Source organism: Streptomyces litmocidini, from assembly GCF_014649755.1.
GTDB lineage: Bacteria > Actinomycetota > Actinomycetes > Streptomycetales > Streptomycetaceae > Streptomyces > Streptomyces litmocidini.
The window spans coordinates 1-25591 of the sequence record NZ_BMTQ01000033.1 but is presented as its reverse complement, the minus strand read 5'-3'; the positions used below and the strand labels follow the sequence as shown (position 1 = coordinate 25591).

Here is a 25591-nt window from a genome sequence, read left to right as displayed (position 1 = left end):
GCCAATGCCAACGTCTACATCGTCGACACCGTCCTCATGCCCAAGTAGGCACGGCTCGGAGTTCCGGGGACCCGAGCGGCCCCGCTGCCGAAGCCGCCGCTGGCGACGACGCCCCACTTGCGCCGTTCCCCGTCCGGCGGCTCCGGAGGCGTCCCGGCGCTGCTTCCCCTCCCGAGGCGCCTGTGCGGCCGACCGCGCGGGCCATCGTGGCCGCTGACCGGACCGACCGGGTGGACCGTGCTGACCGCTCGCGTTCCGCGGCCCGCTGCGAGCCCCCGCACCGGTGCCCCCGGCGGTCCGAGAAGAACACCACGGTACGCACGTGCAGCCGGAGCCGCTGGATCGCGTGCACCGCATCCAGCGGCCGCCTGCTCCGCGAACGTTCTTCAGGGGGAAGCAGCGAGGGGAAACCAAGATGGACAGGATGCCCGTGGCCTCCGGCGAGGAGTCCGTGTGGGACTACCCGCGCCCACCACGCGCGGAGGCCGATCACCGCCACCTGACCGTGCGTGTGGGCTCGATCCTTCTCGCCGAGACGCACAACGGCCTGCGCCTGCTGGAGACCAGTCATCCACCGGTCTTCTACTTCCCCCGCGCCGATGTCCACATGGAACTCCTGCGCCAGACCCAGGACCGGACGGTCTGCGAGTGGAAGGGAACGGCCACGTACTGGGACGCCCTTGTCGCCGGAGCTGTCATCCCCCGTGCGGGTTGGAGCTATGAAAGTCCACGCGCCGGCTACGCGAGCATTGCCGGGTACCTGGCCTTCCATCCGTCCAAAACGGTCTGCGCGGTGGACGGTGAAGTGGTCGTGGCCCAGGACGGCGACTTCTACGGCGGGTGGATCACCCACGAGATCAGGGGTCCCTTCAAGGGGGGTCCCGGGACCTGGAGCTGGTAGGACATGTTCCGTCCCACCCCGGTGAGGTGCGGACCCACCTCGGTGGGGTTGAGGTACGGACCCACCCCGGTGGGGTACGGACGACCATGGCTTCGGACCGGGGCGGGGGCCGGCCGGACCTCACACCCGACTCCGTCACGGGAACGTCGACCCCTCCTGGCCGGGGCCCGACGGATGACCGCGCTCCCCCCGCTCGCAGGCGGACGACCGTGGGGACATCACCGCTCTCGTGCCGGCTTCTCGCCGACCCTTGTCCGGCGCAAGCGCCGCCGGCCCGTGGTGATGCAGTGCCCACGCGGGTGGTGGCGGAACTTCATCGCCGCGCGGGCCCTCCCGTCATCCCGGACGGGGGGAAGGGGAACCGCGCCCTGTGCCCCGTACGGCCTACATCCGTTCGTGTGGGCCGGGGTGCCGGGCGAGGGTGGCAAGGGCGGCGTCTGCGGCGGCGCCCGTGGCCCGTCGTCCGAGAGGGAGATCCGCGCATGTCCCAGACCACCGAGCCCAAGCCCGCGGAGCCGAGCATCGCCAAGGCCAACCAGGCCGTACGGCGGCGCTTCCCCTTCGACGACACCCAGGACCTGGAGGACGCGCGGCGCGGGTTCATCGGCACGGCACACGACAACCTCATCCGCGACGCCGCGGGGCGCGCCGTCTGGGACCTCGACGCCTACGGCTTCCTCGCCCGGGACTGCCCGGACACCGCCAATCCCAGCCTGTGGCGCCAGAGCAGACTCTGCTCCGACCACGGCCTGTTCCAGGTGAGCGACGGCATCTATCAGGTGCGCGGCTTCGACCTGTCGAACATGACGATCGTCGAGGGCGAGCGCGGCATCCTCGTCATCGACCCGCTGCTGTGTGCGGAAACCGCTGCCGCGGGCCTCGCCCTCTACCGCGGGCACCGTGGGGACCGGCCGGTCACGGGAGTGCTCTACACCCACAGTCACGCCGACCACTTCGGCGGCGTGCGGGGCGTGGTGACCGACGGGGACGTCGCGGCCGGCGTCCCGGTCCTCGCCCCGCAGGGCTTCCTGGAGCACGCCGTCAGCGAGAACGTCTACGCCGGCACGGCCATGAACCGTCGTGCCGCCTACATGTACGGCGCGGTGCTGCCCAAGGGCGAGCGCGGCCAGATCGGCACCGGTCTCGGCCAGACGGTCTCCACCGGAGCGGTGGGGTTGATCCCGCCGACCGCGGACATCACCCGTACCGGGCAGGTGGAGACCGTCGACGGCATCCGCATGGTCTTCCAGCTCACCCCCGGCACCGAGGCGCCGGCCGAACTGAACATCCACTTCCCCGACCACCGCGCCCTGTGCATGGCGGAGAACGCCACCCACAACCTGCACAACCTCCTCACCCTCCGAGGCGCCCAGGTCCGCGACCCCCGCGTCTGGAGCCGCTACCTGACCGAGGCGATCGCCCTGTTCAGCGACGGGACCGACGTCGCCTTCGCCTCGCACCACTGGCCGGTCTGGGGCCGGGACCGCCTGGTCCGCTTCCTGGAAGAGCAGCGCGACCTGTACGCCTACCTCCACGACCAGACCCTGCGCATGCTCAACCGGGGCCTCACCCCGCTGGAGATCGCCGAGCAGATGCAGATGCCCCCGGCTCTGGAGCGCGCCTGGCACACCCACGGCTACTACGGTTCGGTCAGTCACAACACCAAGGCGGTCTACCAGCGCTACCTGGGCTGGTTCGACGGCAACCCCGCCCACCTGTGGGAGCACCCGCCGATCGAATCCGCCCGGCGGTACGTGGAGTTCATGGGCGGAGCCGAGGAAGTCCTGCGCCGCGCGAGGCGGTCCTTCACCGACGGCGACTTCCGTTGGGTGGTCCAGGTCGTCAACCACGTCGTCTTCGCCGACCCCGGCAACGCCGAGGCCCGCGCCCTCCAGGCCGACGCACTGGAACAGCTCGGCTACGGCAGTGAGAACGGCACCTGGCGGAACTTCTATCTCACCGGCGCACTCGAACTGCGCCGCGGCTCCCTCGGCACCCCCACGGCCACGACCTCGCCCGACCTGCTCGCGGCACTGACGCTCGACCAGCTCTTCGACGCCCTCGCCATCCGGATCGACGGCCCGCGCAGCTGGGACGCGGACATCACCGTGCGCTGGAACCTGACGGGCGGCGATCCGGTCACCCAGCGCCTCCGCAACGGGGTCCTCACCCACGTGACCGGCAGCGGCCCCGCCGTGGCGGATCCGGATGTCGAGATCACCCTCACCGAGCGGGAGCTGAGGGCCGTCCTCCTCGGCGTCGTCGCCCCGTCGGACCTGACCGCCCGGGACGGCGTGAAGGTGACCGGCGACCCCGGCAGGGTCGCGGAACTGCTCGGACACCTCAGCGATCCCGACGCCGACTTCGCCGTCGTCACTCCCTGACCGACGGCCCGCCGTCGGGAGCCGCGCCTCTGCCGTGGTCGCCCCCAACTCGTTTCCGGGCGCGCGTCGCGGCGGTGGAAAGCCACACCGTCCCGGGACGCGGGCGGCGCGGCCGTGGAACGCGACCGCCACACGCCTCGCGCTCCGGTGACCGCGTGCGGTGGGGACGGGGCGGCCGCCCCCAGCAGGGCCGCCGCGCCGGCAACCTGCGGTGTCGCCATCGACGTACCGGAGACGGTGTTGCACGTGCTGCCCGGCCACGTCGAGCGGACGTCGAGGCCGGACGGACGTCGACGCCGGGCGCCGAGACGTCCGGCGTCGTCGAGCCGTCGACCGGCGTCGAGCCGTCGACCGGCGTCGAGCCGTCGACCGGCGTCGAGCCGTCGAGCCGTCGAGCCGTCGAGCCGTCGACCGGCGACGAGCCGAAGCCGGAGAACGAGGCGATCCTGCCGGTGGGGCCGTAGGCGCCGGCGCCGTGAGCGGGCGTCCGCCCGGCGACAGCGGCCGGAAGCGGCGCGACCGCCACGGCGGCGACCGCGGGGACGGCCGCCGGCCGCGCGGCGGGCCCGCGAGGGGCAGGACGGGGCGGGCGCATCGGGATGCTCCTCGAAGAACGGGACGGGGCGGCCCGGACGACAGGAAGGGACCGTCGCCCGGGGATCACGGTGTGCCGGATGCATGCGCGACAGGCGCACACGGCCCTCCTCGAAAGGGACGAAGCATCTCCATAGGGCCTTGGCAGGCCGGTGAGGGGGAAGCCGGAACGTCACGGAGAGACAGAGGGTGGTATCAAAAACCCGCATACTCGGTGACCGCGTTGCCGCGAGGAGCGCTGCCGCCGGCCCGGGTGCGTAGGAGCGAGGGAAGTCGATGGGAGACATGAAGGACGCGAACGGCCCGGCCGTGCCCGAGGTGGTGGACAGTCCCGCTCCGCGGCGGCAGCCGACCGGGCGGCTGGCGCGGTGGCTGTTGCGCCACCAGGTGCAGCCCGTCGGGCCGGCGGCCGGCGAGGGACACGCCGAGCCGCACGCCTGGTGGAAGGTGATGTGCCTGACCGGGGTCGACTACTTCTCCAGTCTCGCGTACGTCCCGGCCATCGCCGCGGTCGCCGCGGGGGCGGTCTCCCCCCTGGCGACGCTGTTGATCGTGGCGCTGACCCTGCTGGGCATGCTGCCCATGTACCGGCGGGTGGCCAAGGAGAGTCCCCACGGCGCCGGTTCGGTGGCCATGCTGGAGGATCTCCTGCCGTTCTGGTGGGGCAAGTTGTTCGTGCTGGTGCTGCTCGGTTTCGTCGCCACGTCGTGGATCATCACGATCACCCTGTCGACCGCGGACGCCTCCGTCCACGTGGTGGAGAACCCGTTCTTCCCCGAGGCCCTGCACGGCCACGAGGTGGCACTCACGGTGGCCCTGCTGGTGGTCCTGGGAGGCGTGTTCCTGCTCGGCTTCAGCGAGGCCGTGAGCGTGGCCATTCCGCTGGTCGCGGTCTTCCTGGCCCTGAACGCGGTCGTCATCGGCGTCGGTCTGGTCCAGGTCGTGACGACCCCGGGGGCGTTCCACGCCTGGACCGACGCGCTGGCCGAGGGCGGGGGAGGCTTCGGCGACCTGATGAAACCGGCGCTGCTGGCATTCCCGCTGCTCGTCCTGGGCCTGTCCGGCTTCGAGACCGGGGTCAGCATGATGCCCCTGATCTCCGCGGAGGGCGCCGACGACGAGGAGCGGCTGCGTTCGCGCATCCGCAACGCCCGCAGGCTGCTGACCACCGCCGCGCTCATCATGAGCGTGTACCTGCTGGCCTCCAGCTTCGTCACCACCGTCCTCATCCCCGAGAAGGAGTTCGAGCCCGGCGGCGCGGCCAACGGCCGCGCCCTGGCCTGGCTCGCGCACGAGCACGTCGGGGAGGCGTTCGGCACCGTCTACGACATCAGCACCATCCTGATCCTCTGGTTCGCCGGAGCGTCCGCCATGGCCGGACTGATCAACATCGTCCCCCGCTACCTGCCCGACTACGGCATGGCCCCCGAATGGGGCCGCGCCGTCCGGCCCGTCGTCCTCGTCTACACCGCCCTGTGCGTCCTGATCACCATCGCCTTCGACGCCGACGTCGACGCGCAGGCGGGGGCGTACGCCACGGGGATCCTGGCCATGATGGTCTCCGGTGCCTTCGCCGTCACCGTCTCCGTGGCGCGCGGGGGCCGCCGAACCGCCGCCATTGGATTCGCCCTGCTCACCCTGGTGCTGCTGTACGCCCTGGTCTACAACATCGTGGACAAGCCCGACGGCATCACCATCTCCGGCTTCTTCATCGCCGGCATCGTCGTCGTCTCGCTGGTCTCCCGCGTCTCGCGCACCACGGAGCTGCGGGTCGACCGCATCGTCTTCGACGAGGCCGCCCGGAAGTTCATCGCCGACACCCTCGCCCACGACAACGCCATCAACATCATCGCCAACCGCCGTCAGGCCGGTGACAGCGCCGAGTACAGCGAGAAGGAGCGCGAGCAGCGAGGGACCAATCCGGTCCCCGGGCCGGCCGACGTGATCTTCCTGGAGATCGACGTCGTCGACCCCTCCGACTTCAGCGAGGTCCTCGCCGTCCACGGCGTCGAGGTCGACGGCCACCGGATCCTGCGCGCCGAGGCGCCGGCCGCCCCGAACGCCATCGCCGCGATCCTCCTCGCCCTGCGCGACACCACCGGCGTCCGGCCGCACTGCTACTTCGCCTGGGCCGAAGGCAGCCCCCTGAAGCACATGTTCCGCTACTTCCTCCTGGGTCGCGGCGACACGGCCCCCGTCACCCGCGAGATCATCCGGAAACACGAGCTCGACCCCGAACGCCGCCCCGGCATCCACGTCGGCGGCTGACGGACCAGGACGCGAGGAAAGCCGTTCGGGGCCCCGCCGTGATCCCGGCTGCCCGGTTTCGCGGACGCGGTCCGCGGTCGTTCCCGCCCGGCAGCGTGCCTACCATGGTGCGGATGGCATCCAGACTCGGCCTCCAGATCGCCTGCCGGTGGAGATGCCGCCGGTCGCCTGGTTCCACGAGGACGCGAAGCCTTCGGGTGCTGGGCAGGCGCGGAGAAACGGAGTGAGGCATGCAACGGCGGGCGCTGCTGGGTCGTGAGACGGAGCGTCGCGCGCTGGCCGCCCTGGTCGAGCAGGGGGCCACCGGATCGGGCGGCGCGACGGTGATCGTCGGCGCGCCGGGGATCGGCAAGTCGGCGCTGGTCGCAGAGGCCGCGGCAGCGGCAGCGTGCGGTGGGACCCACGTGATCGCCGCGGTGGGGGTCCAGTCGGAGGAAAACCTGCCCTATGCCGGCCTGCACCAGCTGGTTCACCAACTGCGCGACAGGATCGACGACTTGCCGGGGCGGCAGCGTACTGCGCTGCTCGCGGCCGTCGGGCTCGTCGACGAGGCCGTCCCCGACCTGTACCTCGTCGGCCTGGCCGCGCTGACTCTGCTGACGGACGCGGCGGCGAAGGCGCCGCTGCTGGTGGTCGTCGAGGACGCCCACTGGATGGACAGCGCCAGCCTCGACGTGCTTGGGTTCGTGGCGCGGCGGATCGAGTCCGACCCCCTCGTCCTGCTCGCCGTCACCCGGCGCCTCGACGATCGCCTCAGCAGCGCCGGCCTGCCCGTGCTGCACCTGGGTCCGCTGACGGACGAGGTGTCGGGCGAGGTGCTGGACGCGGTGGCCCCCGGCCTGGGACAGCAGGTCAGGCGGCGGCTGCTGGAGGAGTCCGCCGGGAACCCGTTGGCGCTGACCGAGCTGCCGGTCGCGCTGCAGTCGGTCGGCGGGGCGTACGCGCTCAACCCGGGTCCGCTGCCGCTGACCGCGCGGCTGGAGCGGACCTTCACGGCACGGGTCTCCCGCCTTCCGGCCGACACCCGTGCCGTCCTGCTCCTCTCGGCCCTCAACGGTGACGGAACGACGGACGAATGCCTCGCCGCGGCGACCCGGATGCTCGGGACGGCGATCGACTTCACGGCTTTCGAGGCAGCGATCGACGCGGGTCTGGTGGAAGCCCAGGGGCTGGCCTTCAGGCACCCGCTCGTCCGCTCGGCGATGTACCACGCCGCCACCGCCGCGGAACGACAGGCCGCACACGCCGCTCTGGCCGACGCGCTCCAGGGGCAGCCCGATCGGCAGGCGTGGCACCGTGCCGCCGCCACCGCCGGTCTCGACGAACGGGTGGCACGGGATCTGGACTCCACTGCCGGCAGAGCCCTGCGGCGAGGCGGTGCCGCCGCAGCCCTTGCCGCGCTGAGGCGGGCGGCGGAGCTGACGAAGGACCCGTCCGCGCGGGCGGACCGGCTGCTCCGGGCGGCGGAACTCGCGCTGGAGTCGGGCCAGGGCGACGTCGCGGCGCACCTGCTGGCCCAGGCGCGCTCACTGGACCTTTCGGTCCGAGACCAGGGCCGCGCGGCCTGGGTCAGCATCGCTCTGGCCGAGGGGACGCGGGGCGAGGGCGCCGCGACCGCCGAACTGGCCGAGCTGGCGGTCGAGATCGCCGCTGGAGGCGAGCCGACGCTGGGGCTGCGCATGCTGTGGGGCGCGGTCCTGCAATGCTTCTGGGGAGAGCCGGGGCCGGCCGCCCGCGAACGGGTCGCCGCCGCCGCCGACCGGATGCCCGTGCATGCCGACAACGCCGACCTGGTCGCTCTGCGGGCGTACTCGGCGCCGGTCGAGCGTGGGGGAGCGGTCATGGAAGACCTGGCGGGTCAGCTGGAGCGCTCGTCGGAGAACGCAGAGGGGGACCAGCTCCTGGGGGGCGCCGCCGTGACGGTGGGCGCTCCCGCCCTGGCAGGCCGGTTGACGGCGAGGTCGCTGGACGCCCTGCGAGCGCAAGGCAGGCTGTCGATGCTGGCACGCGCCCTCTGCGTCCAGGCGGGGAGCGCCGCACGGCTGGGTGACGTGCGCGCTGGTTTCCTCGCTGCGGAGGAGGCCGCGTCACTGGCCCGCGAGACCAGCCAGCCCCTCGTGCACGCGATGGTGAATGCCATCCGCGCGCAGCTGGCCGCCGTCAGCGGCGACCCGGCGGCGGAGGCGTGGGCGGCGGAGGCCGAACGCGCGGCCCTTCCCAGCGGAGGGCGCCCGGCGCTGGCCATCCTGCAGACGGCCCGCGGGCAGGCGGCGCTCTGCGAGGGCCGCTACGGCGACGCGTTCGGCCACCTGCACCGCGTCTTCGACCCGGCTGACCCCGCCTTCCACCCCTGGCTGCGCTTCTACGCGGTCGCGGAGCTGGTCGAGGCGGCTGTGCGCAGCGAATCCGCGGAGGTGGCGCGCGACGTCGTGCAGGAGCTGGCCCCGCTCGGGGAGATGACTTCTTCGCCCGCCCTGCTCTGCGGACTGCGACTGGGCCGGGCCCTGCTGAGCCCGCAGGATGACGCCGAGCCGCTCTACAGGGCGGCCCTCGACGCCGTCCCCGCGGACTGGCCGTTCGAGCGGGCGCGGGCGCGCCTCGCCCTGGGCGAGTGGCTGCGGCGTCACCGGCGGCCCGCGGAGTCCCGCGTCATCCTGCAGGCCGCACGCGAGATCTTCGAGGCCCTCGGCGCGTCGGCATGGGCGGAGCGGGCACGGCAGGAGCTGCGCGCCGCGGGCGCGTCGTCCCCCCGCCAGGATCCGGCCGCGGTCGACCGGCTGACCTCGACCGAGCTGCATGTCGCCCAGCTCGCCGCACAGGGTCTGACGAACCGGGAGATCGGCGAGCGGTTGTACGTCTCGCCCAGGACGGTGAGCACCCATCTCCAGCGGATGTTCCCCAAACTGGGCGTGACGTCCCGCGGCGAGCTCGCCGCGGTGCTGGGAGGCACGATGACGTACCCCGAAGGCGCAGCACCATGACGTACGCCGAAGACGTAGTCCGACGGACGCGGTCCGCCCTGCTTGTTTCCTAGGTTCGTGCCATGCCCGGTTCGCACACGGCGGACGGGCGGGAAGGCACACCATGGGAACCGTCACCGTCGGCGCCGAGGGATCGACCAGCATCGAGCTCTACTACGAGGACCACGGGTCGGGGCAGCCGGTCGTCCTGATCCACGGTTACCCGCTGGACGGGCAGTCGTGGGAGAAGCAGACCGATGCGCTGGTCAAGGCCGGCTACCGCGTCATCACCTACGACCGCCGCGGCTTCGGCCGGTCGAGCAAGACCATGACGGGCTACGACTACGACACCTTCGCCGCCGACCTGGACACCGTACTGACGCAGCTGGACCTGCGTGACGTGGTTCTCGTCGGGTTCTCGATGGGCTCGGGCGAGGTCGCCCGCTATCTCGGCGTCCACGGCTCGCAGCGGGTGGCGAAGGCGGCGTTCCTCGGTTCGCTCCAGCCGTTCCTGCTGCAGACGCCGGACAACCCCGCCGGTGTGCCGCAGAGCCTCTTCGACGGCATCGCGGAGCAGGCGGAGGCCGACCGCTACGCCTGGTACGAGAGCTTCTTCGTCGACTTCTTCAACTCCGACGAGACGCTCGGGTCGCGGCTCAGCGAGGCCGCGCTGCGGGCGAACTGGGCCACCGCCATCGGCTCGGCGCCCGTGGCGGCGTACGCGTGCGTCCCGGCGTGGCTGACGGACTTCCGGGCCGACGTGGAGCGCATCGACGTGCCGTCGCTGATCCTGCACGGGACCGCCGACCGCATCCTGCCGATCGACGCCACCGCCCGCGAGTTCCGCCGCCGCCTGCCCGACGCGCGATACGTCGAGATCGACGGCGCTCCGCACGGGCTGCTGCTCACCCACGCAGCCGAGGTCAACGCCGCCCTCATCGACTTCCTCACCACCTGAAGCCGGCGTTCTCCCACGGTGAAGGAGCAAGTGCGTGAGCTGTTCTCCGCGCATGCGGGTGAGCACGCCACGGAACACTCGAACAGGATCGGGCGCCTCTCATGAACGGGATCATGGAAACGGGAACCACTGCCCTCGCCCCGGCTTGGCCGGACGCCCGGCGCCTCGCACCGGACATCGACCACGACGCCTTCGTCAGGGATATCTACGACCGGTACGGCCCGCTGCTCGTCCGCTATGCCGCGCGTCTGCTGGACGGTGACTGGCACAAGGGGGAGGACATCCTCCAGGAGACCGCGGCCCGCGCATGGAAGCACGCCGTGTTCCTGGGCGGCCGCAGCGAACACCTCAGGCCGTGGTTGTTCACCGTGGCCAGAAATCTCGTCATCGATCATCACCGGGCCCGCCGGACAAGGCCGCTGGAGCTCGTGCCCGTCGACGAGTGGGATGCCTCCAGCGACAGCACGGCATCCACGATCAACTCCCATGTGGTGTTGCAGGCCCTGGGGGAGCTGAACGAGCAACAACAAACGGTCATCCGCCTCATGTACTACCTGGAGTGCAGCGTCAGCCAGGCCGCCGAGCACCTCGGCATACCGCCCGGCACCGTCAAGAGCCGTGCTTTCTACGCCGTGCGGGCGTTGCGCAAAGCGCTGGAGAAGCAGGGGATCCTGGGGGTGTAGCCGTGGTGCGGCCGGGTGCGCGGCAGGTTCTCCACCGGCCTTCCGCTGAGGCCGCCGACCTGCGTGTTTCCGGCCACCCCACCACTCAACGGCCCGGCTCAGTGGCTGCTGTCGTTCCGGCCCTGAGGGGTGGGTGTCGAACGGGAGTCCCGATCGGGTGATCCCGGCCGGCCGCGGCACGAAGGCAGGGCCTCTTCGTAGCTCGGATCGTGGAGCCGACCGGGATGCACCGGTGCGGGCCGGTCCCCACCCCATCGGACCGCGCGGCGGGGGAGGCCGCGGGCCCTGGTCGAGCGGTCCCGTACGCTCCACACCCCACCGCGTCGTGCTCTGGTGCCACCCGCTCGCTCTCCGGCCGGGCCCCGCCCGCACGGCAGCCTCAGGGCCCGGTTCATCCGCGGCCGGTGCCCTTTTCACCGATGGTCCCGATGCCCTCGTCGAGTGCCGCCAGCCCCTCGCTCCAGCGGGCGCGGCGCTCCGTCTCCCGCTGGTCCCACCATGGCGTGCCGCGCTCCCCGAGGGCGACCTTCGCCGTGTGCACCCGGGCCCGGGCGGCGCGTTCGGCCTCCGGGTCCCGGGCACGCAGGGCCGCGGCCACGGCACGGCGCGCGGCCATGAGGTGGGAACGCAGCCGTGCGGCGACGTCCTGGGGCACCTGGGGGTCCGTGGCCCGCCAGCGTCTGCCGTTGACGATCACGTACCGTCCGTCGGGGGTGCGGGCAGGCCGCTGCGCGTCATCCGTCACCTGTCCAAGCCTGACAGACGGGCGGCCCCACGCGACTCCGGCCGACGGACGGGTCGAGGGAGTGCGTGGCCGACCGTGCGTGCGCCCCTCCGGCGTCGCGACGCAGCATGATGGGGGCATGCGTTCTCGGCCTGTGCTCGTATACGACGGAGACTGCGGCTTCTGCACGACGTCGGCGAATTTCGCCGAACGACGCGTACGGCCCCGCTGCGACATCGTCCCCTGGCAGTTCGCGGACCTCGACGCCCTCGGCGTCACCCGCGAGCGTGCCGAGTACGAGGTGCTGTGGGTGACGCCGACCGGAACGGTGTACGGAGGGGCCCGGGCCGTGGCGAAGGCCCTCCTGAGCGCGGGCGGCGTCTGGGCACCGCCGGGGGCGGTGCTCCTGCTGCCCGGCGTGCGGTGGGCCGCCCGTCGGGTCTACCGGCTCGTCGCGGCCCACCGTCACCGGCTGCCGGGAGGAACACCGGCCTGCGTCGTGCCCCGCCGCCCCGGGTGACCCGAACTCGCATCCGGTACCGCCGATGACGCCCGGAGTGCCGCGACGCGTCACGCACGACCACGTCCGGGCCGGCACCGCCACTTTGTTCGCCGCCCTGGAGGCCGCCACCGGCAAGGTGATCGGCTTCCGCAACCGCCGCAACCGCCGCAACCGCCGCAACCGCCGCAACCGCCGCAACCGCCGCAACCGCCGCAACCGTTCGCGTGTCTTCTGGCCCTGATCAGCGGGGAGCCGAAGCGATCGAGGCGATGCGCCTCCAGGCCGACGCCCGCAGCGGGTCGACCGGCCCCTCTGGCACTCCGCCCACCCCGGGTTCCGGTCAGGACCGCCCTCCGGGGGCGCCCCGGCGCGCTTCCCTGCGCGGTGGCCGGGCCGGCCGGTGGAAGAGAGGGCCCGGCGGAGGGGGGGGCGGTCAGGTCCGGGGGCGGTCGGTCATCCAGCGTGCCGCCAGGAGACCCGAGGCGGCGGTCAGGGCGGCGGCCGCGAGGACCGTGGCGTTCAGTCCGAGCGCGTCGGCGAGGACGCCCGCGACCAGGGCGCCGGCCGCGTAGCCGATGTCCCGCCAGAACCGGTACGTGCCGAGGGCGTGGGCGCGCCAGGCCGGGTGGGCGTGGTCGGAGACGGAGGCGATGAGGGCGGGGTAGACCAGCGCGGTGCCGAGACCCAGGCCGACGGCGGAGAGGACACCGGCGAGCAGCGGGCGATCCAGGAGGGCGAGGGCGAGCAGCAGTGCCGCCGCCTGGACCAGCATGCCGGTCACGACGAGCGGTTTGCGGCCGATCCGGTCGGCGAGGTGGCCGGCGGGGATCTGGCCGACGCCCCACAACAGCGGGTAGAGCCCCTTGATCAGGCCGATCGCGGCGATGCCGAGGCCGTGGTCGGCGAAGAGAATCGGGAAGACGCCCCAGGTCAGGCCGTCGTTGAGGTTGTTGACCAGCCCCGCCTGGCCGGCGCCGCGCAGGGACCGGTCGCGCCATGACGTACGGGCGAAGGTTTCCGCGAAGGACGGCCCGCCGTCCTCGCCACCCGGGGGAGCGGGGTGGCGGGCGAGTTCGAGGGCCAGGTGGGCGGCGGTGTCCTTGGCCAGGAGGGACAGGCCGAGACCGGCGGCGAGGAAGACCACGCCGATGAGCTCGGGGGCGGGCCGCAGCCCGTAGTGGGTGGCGAGATGGCCGGTGAGCAGGGCCGTGGCGCCGACCGAGACGTAGCCGGCTGCCTCGTTGAGGCCGGTGGCGAGCCCCCTGCGGGCGGGGCCCACGAGGTCGATCTTCATGTTGACGGTCATCGACCAGGTCAGCCCCTGGTTGACGCCGAGCAGGACGTTCGCGGCCACGATCCACCACCACGACGGCGCCCAGGCGAGGACGAACGGCACGGGCGCGCCGATCAGCCAGCCGGCCAGCAGGAGCTGTCTGCGCCGGAAGCGGGCGGTGAGCACGCCGGCGGCGAGGTTGGTGAGGGCCTTGGCGAGGCCGAAGGCGATGATGAACGAGAAGACGGCCAGGTTTCCGGTGAGTCCGAAGACCTCGGTGCCGATCAGGGGGACCGTCGTCCGCTCCAGCCCGACGAGCGCCCCGACCGCCGCCGTGACGACGACCAGCAGGACGAACTGGGCCCCGTTCTCCTGGAGCCCCAGCCGCACGGCACCGGGGGCGGGCCGCGGCTTCGTGTTCGCTCGTGTCATCTCGTCATCGTTCCGTCCGTTCTCGTATCCGCAGATCACCATACCCCTAGGGGTATTAAATTCTTCCCCCTCGCGAGGTCTTCCTCTGTGACGTGCGATACCCAGGGGGGTATTTGACTTCCCTCTCCGGTCCTGCCTACAGTCGATGGCGTAAGTACCCCGGGGGGTATCCGAAAGGGTGATCTTCCATGCGTGAAGCAGATCTGGACGTCTTCGCCTCCGAGCTGGCGGAGGGCGCCTTCGCCATCGACGTGCGGGAGCCGGACGAGTACGCGGCGGGCCACGTGCCGGGGGTCCGCCCCGCACCGCTCTCCGAGCTCGGCGCCCACCTCGCCGCACTGCCCGTCGACCGGCCCGTCTACGTCATCTGTGCGAGCGGCAACCGGAGCGCCTGGGCCGCCGAGCACCTGGAGGCCGCCGGTTTCCACGCGGTCTCGGTCGCGGGCGGCACCTCCGGATGGGCCCGCACCGGCCGCCCGGTCGTACGCGGCACGGACGCCCGCGCCGCCTGAACGGCCGGCCGCTCTCCCACCGCACTTCCGCGGGGCTCCGCTCCGCGCTCGCCCTCTCCGTCGAAAGGTTCGCCGTGTTCTTCGCCCAGTACTACCTCGACTGCCTGTCCCAGGCGTCGTACATGATCGCCGACGAGAAGACCGGGCAGGCGGTCGTCGTCGACCCGCGCCGGGACGTCTCCGAATACCTCGCCGACGCCCGGGCGCACGGCTTCACCGTCATCGGCGTGATCAACACCCACTTCCACGCCGACTTCGTCGCCGGCCACCTGGAGATGGCCGACGAGACGGGCGCGTGGATCGGCTACGGCGCGCGCGCCGAGACCGAGTACCCGATCCGTCACCTCGCCGAGGGCGAGCGGATCGCCCTGGGCGACGTGGTCCTGGAAGTCATGGAGACCCCCGGCCACACCCCGGAGTCGATCAGCGTCCTGGTGTACGAGCACGCCGAGGACACCGTCCCGTACGGCGTCCTGACCGGCGACGCCCTCTTCATCGGCGACGTCGGCCGCCCCGACCTGCTCGCCTCGGTCGGCGTCACCGCCGAAGAGCTGGGCGCGATGCTGCACGACAGCGTCCAGAACAAGCTGATGGGCCTGCCCGACGCGGTCCGCGTCTTCCCCGCCCACGGCGCCGGCTCCGCCTGTGGCAAGAACCTGTCCACGGAGAAGTCCTCCACGATCGGCGAGCAGCGCGCCACCAACTACGCCTGCGCGCCGATGAGCCGCGAGGAGTTCGTGGCCCTGGTCACCGCCGGCCAGTCGGCGGCGCCCGGCTACTTCGCCTACGACGCCGACCTCAACCGCAAGGACCGCACCCTGTACGACGCGACCGCCGCGGCCCGGCCGCTGGCGCTCGCCGAGTTCGGCGACCTGCGCGCCGGCGGAGCGGTCGTCGTCGACGCCCGCGACCCGCAGGAGTTCGGTGCCGGGCACCTGTCCGGCGCGGTGAACATCCCGGCCGACGGGCGCTTCGCCGAGCAGGCCGGCACGGTCCTGGACCCGGCCGACGAGCTGGTCGTCATGGCCCCGCAGAACCGGGAGGAGGAGGTCGTGACCCGCCTGGCCCGGATCGGCTTCGACCGGGTCGTGGGCTACGTCCGCAACCCCGAGGACGCCCTGCGGGTGATGGCCGACGAGGTCGCCCCGGCCAGCCGCCTCACCGCCGCGCACCTCAAGGCGGCCCTCGCCGGGGACAACCCGCCCCTGGTGGTGGACGTGCGGACCTGCGGCGAGCGCGAGGCGAACGGCTTCATCCCCGAGGCCCTGCACATCCCGCTGAGCGAACTGCCCGCCCGTACCGGCGAACTGCCCACGGACCGGCCCCTCGTCCTGCACTGCGCGGGCGGACACCGCTCCTCCATCGCCGCCAGCCTGCTGCGCCACCGCGGCTTCCGGGACGTCTCCGACATCCTCGGCGGCTGGGCCGCCTGGGCCCTCGCCACCGAGGCCGCCCGGGTCTGACCGCCCCCGGACCGCCGGGCGGGCACGGGTCCGGAACTCTTCCCCCCTCGTGCACCGCCGGCCATGGCGGGGCCGGAGGCCGCACTGCCTCCGCTCCTCCGCCCCGTCGCGGGCCGGGGCCGCACCGCCCCGCCCGCGACGGCCCCGAGCATCCCCGGTCGGAGCCGCACGGGCCCCTGACCTGCCGCCACAGGCCCCTCACACCCTTTTGCACACCCCCACCCGTATACACCTTCCGGAGTTTTGCATGAGCACCGAGCGCACCGTCCAGTCGATCACTCCCGCTGTTCTGCACCGCCTCGTCCAGGAGGGCCGCGCACCGCGCCTGCTCGACGTGCGCACCCCCGGCGAGTTCCGCACCGTCCACATCGCCGGCTCGTACAACGTCCCCCTGCACACCCTGCGCGAGCACCGCGCGGAGCTGCGTTCCCACCTCGACGAGGAAGTCGTGCTCGTCTGTCGTTCCGGGCAGCGCGCCCGCGAGGCCGAGCAGGCCCTCGCGCAGGCCGGCCTGCCGAACCTGCGCGTCCTGGAGGGCGGCATGAACGCCTGGGAGGCCGCGGGAGCCCCGGTGGAGCGGGGCGCCGAACGCTGGGACATGGAGCGCCAGGTCCGTCTGGTGGCGGGGGCGATCGTGCTGACCACCGGCCTGGTGGGCATCGTGGTCCCCGGTGCCCACCTCATCGGCGCCGCCGTCGGCGCCGGCCTGACCTACGCGGCCCTCAGCAACTCCTGCGCCATGGGCGTCCTGCTCTCCAAGCTCCCCTACAACCGCGGCCCCCGGACCGACGTCCGCACCGTGATCGCGGAGCTGCGGAGCGCGTCGTGATGGCCCTCATCGTCGCGGCCTCCCTCCTCATCGGCGTCAGCCTCGGCATCCTCGGCGGCGGCGGGTCCATCCTCACCGTCCCGATCCTGGTCTACCTCGCCGGACAGGACACCAAGGAGGCCATCGCCACCTCCCTGTTCGTCGTCGGCGTCACCAGCCTCGCCGCCCTCGTCCCGCACGCGCGGGCCCACCGGGTCCGCTGGAAGACCGGGCTGCTCTTCGGCGCCTTCAGCATGGCCGGCGCCTACGGCGGCGGACGGATCGCCGAGTACATCCCCGGCACGGTCCTGCTGATCGCGTTCGCGCTGATGATGCTCGCCACGGCCTTCGCGATGCTCCGTAAGCCGCGCGGCGGGGCGAAGAAGGTCCGGCCGGCCCGCGGCGACCTGCCGCTCAAGCACATCGCCGTCGAGGGCCTGGTCGTCGGCGCCGTGACCGGTCTGGTCGGCTCCGGCGGCGGATTCCTCGTCGTCCCCGCCCTCGCCATCCTCGGCGGGCTGCCGATGGGCATCGCGGTCGGCACCTCGCTGCTGGTCATCGCGATGAAGTCCTTCGCCGGACTCGCCGGACACCTCTCCGGCGTGTCCATCGACTGGGGCATCGCCCTGACCGTGACCGGGGCAGCCGTGATCGGCAGCCTGATCGGCGCCCGCCTCGCCGGACGCATCCCGCAGGAAGCGCTGCGCAAGGCCTTCGGCTGGTTCGTCGTCGTCATGGGCGTCTTCGTCCTCGCCCAGCAGCTCGACCCCGCCGCCTGGACCCATCCCGCCACCTGGGCAGTCGTCGGAGCCGCGGCGAGCGGCGCGGTCGCCCTCCGGTTGCGGAGGCGGTCGAGGACGACACACCCGCAGCCGGCGCCCCGCGCCCGCCAGGACGCGGTGCTGAAGTAACGCCGGGACACATGTCCCAGGGCGTGCCCAAGGGGGGGAGGAGGAGAGTTCCCATGCAGGTGAACGAAGAATCGATGCAGCCGGTCCTGAACCGCCTCAGGCGGGCACAGGGCCAGCTGGCCGCGGTGATCGCCATGGTCGAGTCCGGCAGGGAGTGCGAGGACGTCGTCACCCAGCTCGCCGCCGTCTCCAAGGCCCTGGACCGGGCCGGGTTCAAGATCGTGGCGAGCGGGATGCGCCAGTGCCTCGTCGACGGTTCCGAGAACCCGACGATGACGCAGGAGAAGCTGGAGAAGCTCTTCCTCGCCCTCGCCTGACCCTTCCCTCCCGTCCAGCCGGACGAAGGAGCCGGACGTTCCGACGAACCGGAGCCCCGCCCACCCCGAACGACCGGCCCCGGCTCCGGCCCCGGCCCCGGCAGAAGGGAACAGGCCGGCCGAATGCCCGCCCCTCCCGGCGGGTGCGGGCCCGCCGGGACCGGCCGTCAGGACATTCCCGACGAGTCGGAGGAGCATCTCGTGGTGTGGGGCCGGTGCGGTGCGCCACGTCGCCGGTGGGCGGGGGAGGGCGCACGGAGACCGGCCGTGAGGAGGTGGCGGCCATGATCGTCGACTGTGCGCACTACCAGGACGGGCGCCGACAGCACGAGGGCGCGATGCCACTGGAGCAGGCGGCCGCGCACTGCAAGCTGGGCGGGTTCGTCTGGCTGGGCGTCTTCGAACCGAGTCCCGAGGAATTGACCCGGGTCCGGGAGGTCTTCGGACTGCACGAGCTGGCCGTCGAGGACGCCCGGACGTTCCACCTGCGGCCGAAGGCGGAGCAGTACGAGGACGGCACGGAACTGATCATCCTGCGCACGGCGCGCTACGACGACGAGCGCGAGGAGATCGACACCGGCGAGATCAGCATCTTCCTCGCCGAACACTTCGTGATCACCGTGCGCCAGGGCATCGCGAGCGAGTTGCACGGAGCCCGGAGCCGGCTCGAAAGCCGTCCCGAACTGCTGAAGGCCGGCAGCGCCTCCACGCTGTGGGCCATCTTCGACCAGGTGGTCGACAGCTACGCGCCGGTCGTCGAGGAGCTCGAACGCGACATCGAGCAGATCGAGGCCACCGTGTTCTCCGGGGCCGTCGCCCCGACGCAACGGATCTACTTCCTGCGCCGCGAGGCGACCGACTTCTATCGCGCCGTGCACCCGCTGCTCGCCGTGCTCGGACGGCGCCTGCAGCCGGGCAGAGCGCCGGCCGCCCTCCATCCGTACATCCGCGACGTGCACGACCATCTGCTGCTGGTCAACGAGGAGGTGGCGGCCCAGCGCGACCTCCTGACCACCGTCCTGGAGGCGAACATCGCGGTGATCTCCGTCGAGCAGAACAAAATCAACCTTCGGCAGAGCGCCACGATGGAGCGGCTCACCATCCTCGCGAGCGTGTTCCTCCCGTTGTCCTTCGTGGTCGGCTTCTTCGGGCAGAACTTCGGCTGGCTGGTCGGTCACATCAGCGGCTTCCCGGCGTTCCTCGTCCTCACCGTCGCCGGGATGCTGCTGCCGTGTCTGATGCTCTACGCATGGCTGCGTCGACGATCCCGTGCCCACCCGCCGGCGCCGGAGGTGACCACCACCGTCCGGCGCGGGGCGACAGATCCGACGAAGTGAGGACGCCACGGGCGGGGACCGGAGATCCGGCGAAGTGAGGACGCCACGGGCGGGGACCGGTCCGTGAACCGGGCGGGCGCTCTGCGCGCGGCGCCGTCCGATCGGCGGGGCACCCTCCGGACTCCGCGCGCGAAAAACCCTGATCTGTCCTAAGTTGTCCATCGATCGACCGTTCTCCGGAAAGGAAGTTTTTGTCATGGCTGACAAGGCCAAGGGCAAGATGGAGCAGGCCAAGGGCAAGGCCAAGGAGGTCGCCGGCAAGGCGACCGGGAACGAGCGGATGCAGGCCGAGGGCAAGACCGACCAGGTCAAGGGCAAGACCCGCGAGGTCGCGGGCAAGGCCGAGGAGCAGGCCCGCGGGGTGAAGGACTCCCTGCGCGACCGCCCTCAGTCCTGACCGCTCCGCCCGCTACACGTACGGCGGGCCGCGGCGCTTTCCGCGCCGCGGCCCGCCGTACGTGTACGGCCGAGGCCGTACGTGCCTGACGGCCGCCGCCGCGGGGCATCGGGGGTCGGCGGGGTGGGCGTGGAGGACGAGGAGCCGTTCGTCGTCGAGGGCGCTCGATGTCCTCGTGCCCGTCCCGGCCGACGGACCTCGCGGCAGGCGAAACGCGGAGAAGACCTGCCGTCGCGTGGCGCCCGGTGACGACTTCCCTGGCAGGCCGTGCCGAAGTGGCGGACCACTGCCGTCGTCCGCGTCGGCCGTGCGCCGCTCGATCCCGGCCCGGCGGTCGGCATGACGATGACCGAGCGCGGCCTGGTCGCACCGCCGCCGGCGGCAGCGCCCCGGCCCGGCGGGAGGCCGTCCTCACCGCGGCCGCGCCCGGGTTCACCGGCACGTTCGGGCTGTGGCGTTCGACGAGGAGTACGGCCGCCCGGACGTCGTCCCCGATGCCCCGGCGCCGCGGCCGGTCGCACCGGCCGGGCCGGCGAGGACTCGGGCGAGCGCGCGGCTGCGACCCTGCGGGGCCTCGCCGCCCCGGTCGTCAGCGAACTGGTCACCAACCCCTGCGAGTACGCCTCCGGTCCCGTGCGACGGGCGGTTCCTTGGCGCCGGTCGTTCGGCCGGCCGCTGGCCGGGCGTGGTGTCACGGGTACGAAGTACGGTGATCGGTAGGGTCGATCGAGTGTTGTCTCTGCATAGTTTGACCAGGTCGAGGCTGTTGCTCGCCGCCATGGTCGGCCTGGCGGCGCTGCTGGCGGCCGGTGTCGCGGCAACGGGATCGGTGCTGAACGCGCGCCACGAGCGGGCCGCGCGGCGGATCGAGACCCTCTGGCACCCGGCCGCCGCGGAAGTCGGCGCCGTCCGGGGGGCGGCGGGTGACCTGCGCGCCGCGTCACTGGCCGGGACCGGGGGCGAGGAACTGCGCGGCGACGCCAGGAGGGCCCTCGGAGAACACCTGGAAGCACTGGGCAAGCTGACCGCCGGCACGGACGCCGAGGTGGACGCCGAAATCACGGGCCTCGACCGCGACGTCTCCCAGTGGCTCGCGAACGCCTCCTCCGATGCGGCATCGGACCGGATGCGCATGTACGGGCTGCCCGCGTCCGCCCTCGGCGCGGATCCCGCCGAGGGCACTTACGCGGCCGTCGACGCCCGGACGAAGGGGCTGGCGGCCCTGCTGGAGCGGCGCAGCGAGCGGGAGGCGCAGGACGCCATGGGGCACATGCAGGGCGTGATGCTCTACATCCTGAGCCTCGCCGTCGCACTGCTGGTGGCGGCGGTGGTGGTGGCCGTGGTGCTCCAACGGCGCTACCTGGCCCCCGCCGGGGCGCTTGCCCGCCGTCTGCGGCGTGCGGCCAGCGGCGACGCCTCCGTCGCCGGACCGCCGCCCGGGGACGGCGGGGGGTGGATCGGCCGTCTGACCGAGGAGGCCGAAGGAGTGCGCGAGCGCCTGGTGGTGTCCCAGCGGGAGTCCCTCCGCAACCGAGAGGCCCTCGGCCAGGTCGGGCCGGCGGTGCAGGGCCTGCGCGAGATCCTCACCTCCTGCGAGGAGCCGGGTCCCGGGATCGTGGTGACCGGTGACGTGCGCGCGGCCGAGGGCCTGATCGCGGGCGACTACCTCGGTGCCGTGCCGCTGCCCGACGGGTCCACCGCCGTCTTCCTCGGCGATGTCTGCGGGCACGGCGTCGCCGCGGGGCTGCTGGCCGTACGACTCAAGAGCGTCCTGACGGTGGGCCTGCGGCTGGACGCCGACCTGGACGCGCTGGTGCGCGCGGTGCACCAGGCCCTGACCGACGAGGAGTGCTTCACCACTCTGGCCGTCGCCGTCCTGGACCCGGAACGCTCCAGCCTGACCTGGGTGAACGCCGGACACGAAGAACCGTTCCTGCGACGGGCCGACGGGACGGTCGAGCGCCTGGGGCCCACCGGCCCCCTCGTTCACCCCTTTCTGGAGGCGCCCCCCGGCACCTGGCAGACGCGCACCGTCCGGTTCGGCCCCGGCGATCTGCTGGTGCTGTCCACGGACGGCCTCACCGAGGGCCGCCGCCACGACGGCGAGGAGTTCGGCGAGCAACGGGCCTCCCACGTTCTGGCAGGTCTGAACGATCCGACCCCCTCGGCGGCCGTCACGGCCCTCTACACGGCCGCCGAACGCTTCGCCGTCGACTGGGGAAGGGACGACATCAGCCTCCTGGCGGCCGCCCCCGCCCCACCGCACGGCCGCACCTCGGGTTCGGAGAGTCCGAAACAACCATCGCGTGGACCGAGATGACAGTCCTTGCTCCTGTTCGCACAGGAGCGTCGGGGGCGTCAGTCGTCGTGGAGGGCGGTGCGCAGGGCGTCGACGGCGAGCTTGCGGGCGACGTCGGCGGCGCGGGTGTCGCGCAGACTGTCCAGGAGGAGGAAGTCGTGGACCATGCCCGCCACGCGGACGGAGGTCACGTCCACACCGGCCTCCCGGAGCCTGTTGGCGTACTGCTCGCCCTCGTCGCGCAGGACGTCCGCCTCGTCGGTGACGACCAGGGTGGTGGGCAGACCCTCGAGCCGGTCCAGTGAGGCCTGCAGCGGGGAGGCGTGCACCTCCGTGCGCCGGCCCGGCTCGCAGTAGTGGTCCCAGAACCACTTCATGCCGTCGCGGGTGAGGTAGTAGCCCTCGGCGAACTGCAGGTAGGACGGGGTGTCGAAGTCGGCGTTGGTGACCGGGTGGAGCAGGACCTGCGCCTTCAGGTCGATGCCGCCGCGCTCCTTGTTCATCAGCGCGAACACCGCCGACATGCAGCCTCCCACCGACTCGCCGGTGACCGCGATGCGCGAGGCGTCCAGGCCGTGCTCCGCGCCGTGCTCCAGGACCCACCGGCCGACGGCGTAGTTCTGTTCGACCTGGGTGGGGTACTTCGCCTCCGGTGCGCGGTCGTAGACGGGGAACACGCCCGCCGCGCCGGTGCCGACCGCGAGTTCGCGGAAGAGCCGGTCGTGCGTCCGGTCATCCCCGAAGACCCAGCCGGCGCCGTGGATGTAGAACACCACGGGCAGCGCTCCGGTGGCCCCCTTCGGGCGGATGATGCGGGTGCGGACGGTGCCCCACTCGCCCGTGTCCACCTCGACCCACTCCTCGTCGACCTCCGGGCGGGGCACGCTCTCGTCGCTCTGCAGGCCGAGGAGGATCTCACGGCCCTTCTCGGGCGGGACCTCGTAGATCCGTGGATGCGGATCGGTCGCCTCGCACAGTTCCCTCGCGGCCGGTTCGAGGCAGGGGGTGATCGGGGGAGGAAGGCCGGTCATGTCCGCTCTGTGTCACGGGCGTGCGGGTGCCCTGTTCACATGGCCTCGTCGGCCGCCGATGTCGTGCGTGCCTCCTTGCGTGGATCGGCACACGTTCTCATCGTTTACGTACGGTTCCTTTGTCGCAACCCGTCCGTGGAGTTCTCGGCGCTGTTCGGTCCGCACGCGGAGGCGGCGGTGGTCGCATGCGGGGTCCCCCGGCGGGGACGGCCCGTCGGCTCAGGAATCCAGCACGGCGGCGACGGCCTCGATCTCTACGAGCCGGCCGTCGTGGCCGAGCACGGTGACACCCATCAATGTGCTGGGCACGTCGTGGTCACCGAACGCGTCCCGGACGACCCCCCACGCCGTCACCAGGTCCTCCCGCCGGTGAGAGGCGACGAGAACACGGGTGCTGATGACATCGCGCAGTGACGCGCCCGAGTCCGTCAGAGCGGTCCGCATGTTCTCCACGGCCCTGGCCGCCTGCCCCGCGACGTCCCCGGGCGCCGCAGTGGAGCCGTCCTCGTTCAGAGGACATGCTCCGGCCAGGAAGATCAGTCGCGACCCGGCCGGAGCCGTGGCCGCGTAGGCGTACTCCGCGACATCGGACAGGGAGGCAGAGCGAATCAACGTGACAGCACGCGGCACGGGCTTCCTTCCGCAGCGGTTCCGGGGCACTCAGGACCTTCTCAAAGCTCGGCTCCGCGTTCGACGCATTTTCCTGGCCCGTCGACTCCCGTGACGGGCCACTGCCGTCAGCCGCCCGGACGCCGATGGTCATGTCCCGCAACCGCCTGATCACCCGTCATCGGCCCCGGCACCCGCCCTCGCCGACGATCACGTGGTGCCCCGGGGGCCGGCTGACGGGCTTTCGGGCGGAGCGTCCCCCTCGTCACGAGCGGAAACCGTCCGACGGGCCGGGCCGGAGTCGTCATGGCCGACGAGACGCGCGCTCGGCGTCGCCCCCACGGCCTCTGGAGCATCCTGACGGACACGGCCACGGCGGGAATCCGCTCCTCCTGTCGCGCCCCGGGTCAACGGCTCCGCTTCTGCGAGATCCGATGGGCCGGGGCACGTGGCACGGAAGGGGCGCCGATGAGTTTCCGGCGGTTGTGCGGTCTACCCGTCAACGAAGGGAGCACACCATGCGCAAGATCGTCGTTTGCACGTTCCTGACGCTCGACGGCGTCATGCAGGCGCCGGGCGGGCCGGACGAGGACCCGGGGAGCGGCTTCACCCACGGCGGCTGGCAGAAACCGGTGAGCGACGACGAGGTCGGCGCGGCCGTTGCCGGTTGGTACGAGCGCTCCGACGCGATGCTGCTCGGTCGCAGGACGTACGAGATCTTCGCGTCGTACTGGCCGACCGCCGATCCTGACAACCCGTTCACCGAGCGGATGAACAGCATGCACAAGTACGTGGCGTCCCGGACCCTGACGTCCGTCCAGTGGCAGAACTCCACGCTGCTGGAGGGCGACACCGTCGATGCCGTGCGCGGGCTGAAAGCGTCCGACGGCGGCGACATCAACGTCGTGGGCAGTGGCGACCTCGCCCAGACCCTCATGCGGCACGGCCTCGTCGACGAGTACCGGCTGACCGTCCACCCGGTGATCATCGGCACCGGCAAGCGGCTGTTCGCCGACGGCGCGATCCCCACGGCACTGGAGCCGGTCAGCGTCTCGACGACGAAGGGCGGCACCGTCGTCGGCGTCTACCGGCCGAACGGCAAGCCCGGCTACGACAGCTACTGATGTCGTAGGCGCAGCATCTCCGCTCGGCCTCCCCGCCGCGCCTCCGCGGTGCTCGGCGTCCCGGCGGCGGCCTGACCGTGGCCCACGGGTGCGTGCGCGCCGACCCCGGACAGCGCGGAGTGCCCGGCCGGCGCCCGCCGGCCGGGCACTCTCGCGCATCGGTGAACGGGCTTCCCCGCAAGTGTGAAGTCAGTGATCGGAGTAGCTGAAGTCGCCCATCGTCCAAGCGCTGACGTCTGCGATCGAGACGCGGTACATTCCGCCCGTCTCCGGGATCCCCACCGTTCCCTGAAGGATCCGCGCCATGTGGAAGTGGAGGTGGGCGGGTGGCCCGTCCCCCCGCGCCGTGGTGGTGAAGATGCCGGAGAACTCTCCCAGGCGGGCCGAGTCGGCCAAGACCTCCGACACCCGCTGCCTCCACACCGCTTCGGGAGCCAGCCGACCGGTGATGACGGCACCACCGGTGACCACGGTCAGGGACATCTGGTTGCTCCGGCCGGACTCCACCAGCGCGGCAACGTCAACGAGCAGCTCGTCAGGTTTCGACATGGAAGCCGATCCTATTCACAGGTCGGCCCGCCCCCTCGGCCGGTCCTGCTGCCGAGCGGTGAGGGGGACACCGTCATCCCGCCGGAGGAGTGCCGGGTGCTGTCACGCGCGGCGGCGGCGCCCCTCCGGAACGGTCGATCGCGACATCGATTACCTCATCGCCTCGCCCACGAAAATCTGCACCGGCCAGAGTAGACATTGGTCGGTGTCGGGGCTATGGTTTCTCTCGTAGCCAAGAAGGACAGCAGGGCCTGGCAGAGACGAACTGCCGGCAAGCAGTACCAGCAGTACACGCAGTTGCAGAACGGTACGGCGGTGGAGTTTCGAAGCCAGGGTTGTTGCAGGACGGCGACGGGACTGACGGCCGGACCGGGTGGCCCGCAGTGATCAGGGGCCGCCGCGGAGGGGTCGCTGTCATGGCAGAAGCGGCACCCGTGAGTGCAGTACGCAGCACCCAGCAGTGAAGCAAGTGAGCAGTACCCCGATGTTGATCACCGAGGGATGAACGGAGGAACGGAACACCATCAGGATCGCCCGGACGGAAGTGTTGAGTCC

At 72.1% G+C, this 25591-nt stretch carries 22 protein-coding genes; 17 read left to right on the top strand and 5 right to left on the bottom strand.

Annotated elements, in window-relative coordinates; translation table 11 throughout:
* Nucleotides 1-415: 415 nt before the first annotated feature.
* From IE180_RS35090 to IE180_RS35060, 6 genes are all read left to right on the top strand, one after another.
* Complete coding sequence (locus IE180_RS35090) at nucleotides 416-901, top strand: DUF427 domain-containing protein (RefSeq protein ID WP_190161006.1); 486 nt, start codon at nucleotides 416-418, stop codon at nucleotides 899-901.
* A 482-nt stretch (nucleotides 902-1383) separates the two neighbouring features.
* Nucleotides 1384-3285, top strand: coding sequence for an alkyl/aryl-sulfatase (locus IE180_RS35085; RefSeq protein WP_190161005.1), 1902 nt, complete (start codon nucleotides 1384-1386; stop codon nucleotides 3283-3285).
* A gap of 879 nt (nucleotides 3286-4164) precedes the next feature.
* Complete coding sequence (locus IE180_RS35075) at nucleotides 4165-6147, top strand: APC family permease (RefSeq protein ID WP_190161007.1); 1983 nt, start codon at nucleotides 4165-4167, stop codon at nucleotides 6145-6147.
* Nucleotides 6148-6377: 230 nt separating this feature from the next.
* Nucleotides 6378-9128: an AAA family ATPase gene (locus IE180_RS35070; protein ID WP_190161004.1), complete on the top strand. Its 2751-nt coding sequence runs from the start codon at nucleotides 6378-6380 to the stop codon at nucleotides 9126-9128.
* A 103-nt stretch (nucleotides 9129-9231) separates the two neighbouring features.
* Entirely contained in the window at nucleotides 9232-10065 is an 834-nt protein-coding gene (locus tag IE180_RS35065; protein ID WP_190161003.1) for an alpha/beta fold hydrolase, read from the top strand.
* Nucleotides 10066-10166: 101 nt separating this feature from the next.
* Nucleotides 10167-10748, top strand: coding sequence for a sigma-70 family RNA polymerase sigma factor (locus tag IE180_RS35060; RefSeq protein WP_190161002.1), 582 nt, complete (start codon nucleotides 10167-10169; stop codon nucleotides 10746-10748).
* A 391-nt stretch (nucleotides 10749-11139) separates the two neighbouring features.
* Here the strand turns inward: IE180_RS35060 and IE180_RS35055 are convergent, their stop codons facing one another.
* Nucleotides 11140-11493 (bottom strand): hypothetical protein, encoded by a 354-nt coding sequence (locus IE180_RS35055; RefSeq protein WP_190161001.1) that lies wholly within the window; start codon nucleotides 11491-11493, stop codon nucleotides 11140-11142.
* A 118-nt stretch (nucleotides 11494-11611) separates the two neighbouring features.
* Here IE180_RS35055 and IE180_RS35050 point away from each other — a divergent pair, with 118 nt between their 5' ends.
* Together IE180_RS35050 and IE180_RS37640 are read left to right on the top strand one after the other, a co-directional pair.
* A complete protein-coding gene (locus IE180_RS35050; protein ID WP_190161000.1) occupies nucleotides 11612-11992 on the top strand; it encodes a thiol-disulfide oxidoreductase DCC family protein in 381 nt (126 codons plus the stop codon).
* Between the two features lie 25 nt (nucleotides 11993-12017).
* Nucleotides 12018-12215, top strand: coding sequence for a hypothetical protein (locus IE180_RS37640; RefSeq protein ID WP_373302858.1), 198 nt, complete (start codon nucleotides 12018-12020; stop codon nucleotides 12213-12215).
* 192 nt (nucleotides 12216-12407) lie between these two features.
* On the opposite strand, the gene IE180_RS35040 is transcribed toward IE180_RS37640, so the two are convergent.
* The gene (locus IE180_RS35040; protein WP_190160999.1) at nucleotides 12408-13679 is read right to left on the bottom strand and encodes an MFS transporter; all 1272 of its coding nucleotides are present in this window, start codon (nucleotides 13677-13679) and stop codon (nucleotides 12408-12410) included.
* Nucleotides 13680-13867: 188 nt separating this feature from the next.
* Between IE180_RS35040 and IE180_RS35035 the strand changes: the two genes are divergently transcribed.
* The 8 genes from IE180_RS35035 to IE180_RS35000 all read left to right on the top strand — a co-directional run bounded on the left by IE180_RS35035 (nucleotide 13868) and on the right by IE180_RS35000 (nucleotide 21744).
* The gene (locus tag IE180_RS35035) at nucleotides 13868-14191 is read left to right on the top strand and encodes a rhodanese-like domain-containing protein (protein WP_190160998.1); all 324 of its coding nucleotides are present in this window, start codon (nucleotides 13868-13870) and stop codon (nucleotides 14189-14191) included.
* 74 nt (nucleotides 14192-14265) lie between these two features.
* Nucleotides 14266-15654 carry an MBL fold metallo-hydrolase gene (locus IE180_RS35030; RefSeq protein ID WP_190160997.1) on the top strand — a complete coding sequence of 463 codons (1389 nt, stop codon included), beginning with the start codon at nucleotides 14266-14268 and terminating at the stop codon, nucleotides 15652-15654.
* A gap of 247 nt (nucleotides 15655-15901) precedes the next feature.
* Nucleotides 15902-16483 carry a rhodanese-like domain-containing protein gene (locus tag IE180_RS35025; protein WP_190160996.1) on the top strand — a complete coding sequence of 194 codons (582 nt, stop codon included), beginning with the start codon at nucleotides 15902-15904 and terminating at the stop codon, nucleotides 16481-16483.
* Entirely contained in the window at nucleotides 16480-17373 is an 894-nt protein-coding gene (locus IE180_RS35020) for a sulfite exporter TauE/SafE family protein (protein WP_190160995.1), read from the top strand. Before IE180_RS35025 ends, IE180_RS35020 begins: the two co-directional genes overlap by 4 nt.
* Before the next feature lie 53 nt (nucleotides 17374-17426).
* Nucleotides 17427-17690, top strand: coding sequence for a metal-sensitive transcriptional regulator (locus tag IE180_RS35015; protein WP_190160994.1), 264 nt, complete (start codon nucleotides 17427-17429; stop codon nucleotides 17688-17690).
* A gap of 284 nt (nucleotides 17691-17974) precedes the next feature.
* On the top strand, nucleotides 17975-19027 hold the full coding sequence (locus IE180_RS35010) for a magnesium and cobalt transport protein CorA (protein WP_190160993.1): 1053 nt from the start codon (nucleotides 17975-17977) through the stop codon (nucleotides 19025-19027).
* Between the two features lie 196 nt (nucleotides 19028-19223).
* A complete protein-coding gene (locus tag IE180_RS35005) occupies nucleotides 19224-19424 on the top strand; it encodes a CsbD family protein (RefSeq protein WP_190160992.1) in 201 nt (66 codons plus the stop codon).
* A gap of 748 nt (nucleotides 19425-20172) precedes the next feature.
* On the top strand, nucleotides 20173-21744 hold the full coding sequence (locus IE180_RS35000) for a PP2C family protein-serine/threonine phosphatase (RefSeq protein ID WP_190160991.1): 1572 nt from the start codon (nucleotides 20173-20175) through the stop codon (nucleotides 21742-21744).
* A 38-nt stretch (nucleotides 21745-21782) separates the two neighbouring features.
* On the opposite strand, the gene IE180_RS34995 is transcribed toward IE180_RS35000, so the two are convergent.
* The gene (locus IE180_RS34995; RefSeq protein ID WP_190160990.1) at nucleotides 21783-22754 is read right to left on the bottom strand and encodes an alpha/beta hydrolase; all 972 of its coding nucleotides are present in this window, start codon (nucleotides 22752-22754) and stop codon (nucleotides 21783-21785) included.
* Between the two features lie 219 nt (nucleotides 22755-22973).
* Entirely contained in the window at nucleotides 22974-23384 is a 411-nt protein-coding gene (locus tag IE180_RS34990) for a RidA family protein (RefSeq protein ID WP_190160989.1), read from the bottom strand.
* A 497-nt stretch (nucleotides 23385-23881) separates the two neighbouring features.
* Here IE180_RS34990 and IE180_RS34985 point away from each other — a divergent pair, with 497 nt between their 5' ends.
* Nucleotides 23882-24487, top strand: coding sequence for a dihydrofolate reductase family protein (locus IE180_RS34985; protein ID WP_190160988.1), 606 nt, complete (start codon nucleotides 23882-23884; stop codon nucleotides 24485-24487).
* Between the two features lie 189 nt (nucleotides 24488-24676).
* Here the strand turns inward: IE180_RS34985 and IE180_RS34980 are convergent, their stop codons facing one another.
* On the bottom strand, nucleotides 24677-25036 hold the full coding sequence (locus tag IE180_RS34980; RefSeq protein WP_190160987.1) for a hypothetical protein: 360 nt from the start codon (nucleotides 25034-25036) through the stop codon (nucleotides 24677-24679).
* Between the last annotated feature and the right edge of the window lie 555 nt (nucleotides 25037-25591).

Excerpts from the sequence above, each read along its gene's own strand:
- IE180_RS35090 (WP_190161006.1), top strand. The coding sequence starts at position 416 with ATGGACAGGATGCCCGTGGCCTCCGGCGAGGAGTCCGTGTGGGACTAC.
- IE180_RS35085 (WP_190161005.1), top strand. The coding sequence starts at position 1,384 with ATGTCCCAGACCACCGAGCCCAAGCCCGCGGAGCCGAGCATCGCCAAG.
- IE180_RS35075 (WP_190161007.1), top strand. The coding sequence starts at position 4,165 with ATGAAGGACGCGAACGGCCCGGCCGTGCCCGAGGTGGTGGACAGTCCC.
- IE180_RS35070 (WP_190161004.1), top strand. The coding sequence starts at position 6,378 with ATGCAACGGCGGGCGCTGCTGGGTCGTGAGACGGAGCGTCGCGCGCTG.
- IE180_RS35065 (WP_190161003.1), top strand. The coding sequence starts at position 9,232 with ATGGGAACCGTCACCGTCGGCGCCGAGGGATCGACCAGCATCGAGCTC.
- IE180_RS35060 (WP_190161002.1), top strand. The coding sequence starts at position 10,167 with ATGAACGGGATCATGGAAACGGGAACCACTGCCCTCGCCCCGGCTTGG.
- IE180_RS35050 (WP_190161000.1), top strand. The coding sequence starts at position 11,612 with ATGCGTTCTCGGCCTGTGCTCGTATACGACGGAGACTGCGGCTTCTGC.
- IE180_RS37640 (WP_373302858.1), top strand. The coding sequence starts at position 12,018 with ATGACGCCCGGAGTGCCGCGACGCGTCACGCACGACCACGTCCGGGCC.
- IE180_RS35040 (WP_190160999.1), bottom strand. The coding sequence starts at position 13,679 with ATGACACGAGCGAACACGAAGCCGCGGCCCGCCCCCGGTGCCGTGCGG.
- IE180_RS35035 (WP_190160998.1), top strand. The coding sequence starts at position 13,868 with ATGCGTGAAGCAGATCTGGACGTCTTCGCCTCCGAGCTGGCGGAGGGC.
- IE180_RS35025 (WP_190160996.1), top strand. The coding sequence starts at position 15,902 with ATGAGCACCGAGCGCACCGTCCAGTCGATCACTCCCGCTGTTCTGCAC.
- IE180_RS35015 (WP_190160994.1), top strand. The coding sequence starts at position 17,427 with ATGCAGGTGAACGAAGAATCGATGCAGCCGGTCCTGAACCGCCTCAGG.
- IE180_RS35010 (WP_190160993.1), top strand. The coding sequence starts at position 17,975 with ATGATCGTCGACTGTGCGCACTACCAGGACGGGCGCCGACAGCACGAG.
- IE180_RS35005 (WP_190160992.1), top strand. The coding sequence starts at position 19,224 with ATGGCTGACAAGGCCAAGGGCAAGATGGAGCAGGCCAAGGGCAAGGCC.
- IE180_RS34995 (WP_190160990.1), bottom strand. The coding sequence starts at position 22,754 with ATGACCGGCCTTCCTCCCCCGATCACCCCCTGCCTCGAACCGGCCGCG.
- IE180_RS34985 (WP_190160988.1), top strand. The coding sequence starts at position 23,882 with ATGCGCAAGATCGTCGTTTGCACGTTCCTGACGCTCGACGGCGTCATG.
- IE180_RS34980 (WP_190160987.1), bottom strand. The coding sequence starts at position 25,036 with ATGTCGAAACCTGACGAGCTGCTCGTTGACGTTGCCGCGCTGGTGGAG.